Here is a 1,284-nt window from a genome sequence, read left to right as displayed (position 1 = left end):
AGGCCGGAGACGACGCTCTGGCGAGCGACTGCAACGCTTTCGGTTGAAGACAGATTGGCGACCCGAGTGCCGACCGGCTCCGCTGAACCGCCTGACGGTGCCGGAATCTCGACGGACCGCAGCGTCTGTCCGACGATGAGCACGGCGGTCTGCAGGTCGTTGGAGGCGAGCTCTATCTGCAGCTTCTTCTTGGCGTCTGGATCGGACAGGATGCGCGACAGGCTCGCGCTCAACTGCGCCGGATCGAGCATCTGCTGTTCGGTGAAATAGAATTGTTCACGCAGGTTCGACTGATCCCACGGCACCTGGCGGCCGACGGTGAGCGCCTCGGTCTCGTTGCGGACGCGGATCATCATGTCGGAAATGCTCAAGCCAGGAATTTCGACGTTTTTTAGAAGCGCAGTGGTGAACGGGCTGTTTTCGTCTGTCCCGTCGACGGTGACGTTCCCGGGCTGGGTGGCGAAGGCGACAAACGTGTTTTCGCCGACCTCGACCTGCGCCAGACCGTTGGAGATGTTGGCGCCGCTGCCCAGCGGATTGTTGCGGCAGGCATCAAGGAAGATGAAGGTCTGACGGCCGCGACTGGCGAATTTGGCGATCACATCATTCAGCTTGACGGCGTGCGCCGTCAGCTTGTCCAGGTTTTCCGGATCGGGCGTATCGATCGGTAGCAGGTAGTTTTCGCCCTGCACCTGCATGCCGTGGCCGGCGTAGAAGATCAGCACGGCGCTGCTTTCGGGCAGCTTCGCCTCGGCGTCATGGAAAAGCTTGACGAAGCCATCGGCGGTAAGATCGGTTCCAGTCAGAACCTCAAAGTTCAGCCGCTTCAGGCTGTCGGACAGTTTCGTCGCATCGTTGACCGCGTTGGCGAGGTGCTCGAGACGCTTGCTCTGGTAGTTCGTGTTGCCGATGACGATCGCCAGCCGGTTGCGCGGCTGTAATGAGGCGTTCTGTTCGACCGCGGCGCGAACGTCGATCGTGCTCAAAATCGCGAAAAGCATGAGCAGCGGGATGCGCAAGTATCCGTGGCGGTGGGTCATATCGGCATGCTCGTTCCAGCCTGCGTCAATCTTGATCCGGCGGCCTTCGAACGCACCAGACGCAAACGCAATCTGCCCGAGCGTTTGGACCCCGTGCCGCCAAAGGCCCGCAAATTTTTATACCAAGTATCCTGTCAAAGATAGGAAAAAGGGATTTGTATGCAGTCACTGGACCGTGGAGGGCTCGATGCCGACCAAGATCAACCTCGCGCTGCCGGTTTACGGAGCAGCCTACAAAAGCGTA

General features: G+C 59.7%; 1 protein-coding gene. It reads right to left on the bottom strand.

Annotated features, from left to right (window positions below; translation table 11 throughout):
- On the bottom strand, positions 1 to 1,040 hold a 1,040-nt coding region (locus tag EN990_RS35220), incomplete at its 3' end, for a caspase family protein (protein ID WP_164766240.1).
- Positions 1,041 to 1,284: the final 244 nt, after the last annotated feature.

It is taken from the genome of Mesorhizobium sp. M7A.F.Ca.US.005.03.1.1, assembly GCF_003997975.1.
GTDB classification, from domain to species: Bacteria; Pseudomonadota; Alphaproteobacteria; order Rhizobiales; family Rhizobiaceae; genus Mesorhizobium; species Mesorhizobium ciceri.
The sequence above is the reverse complement of the archived record's forward strand: the minus strand, read 5'-3'. Positions and strand labels throughout refer to the sequence as shown.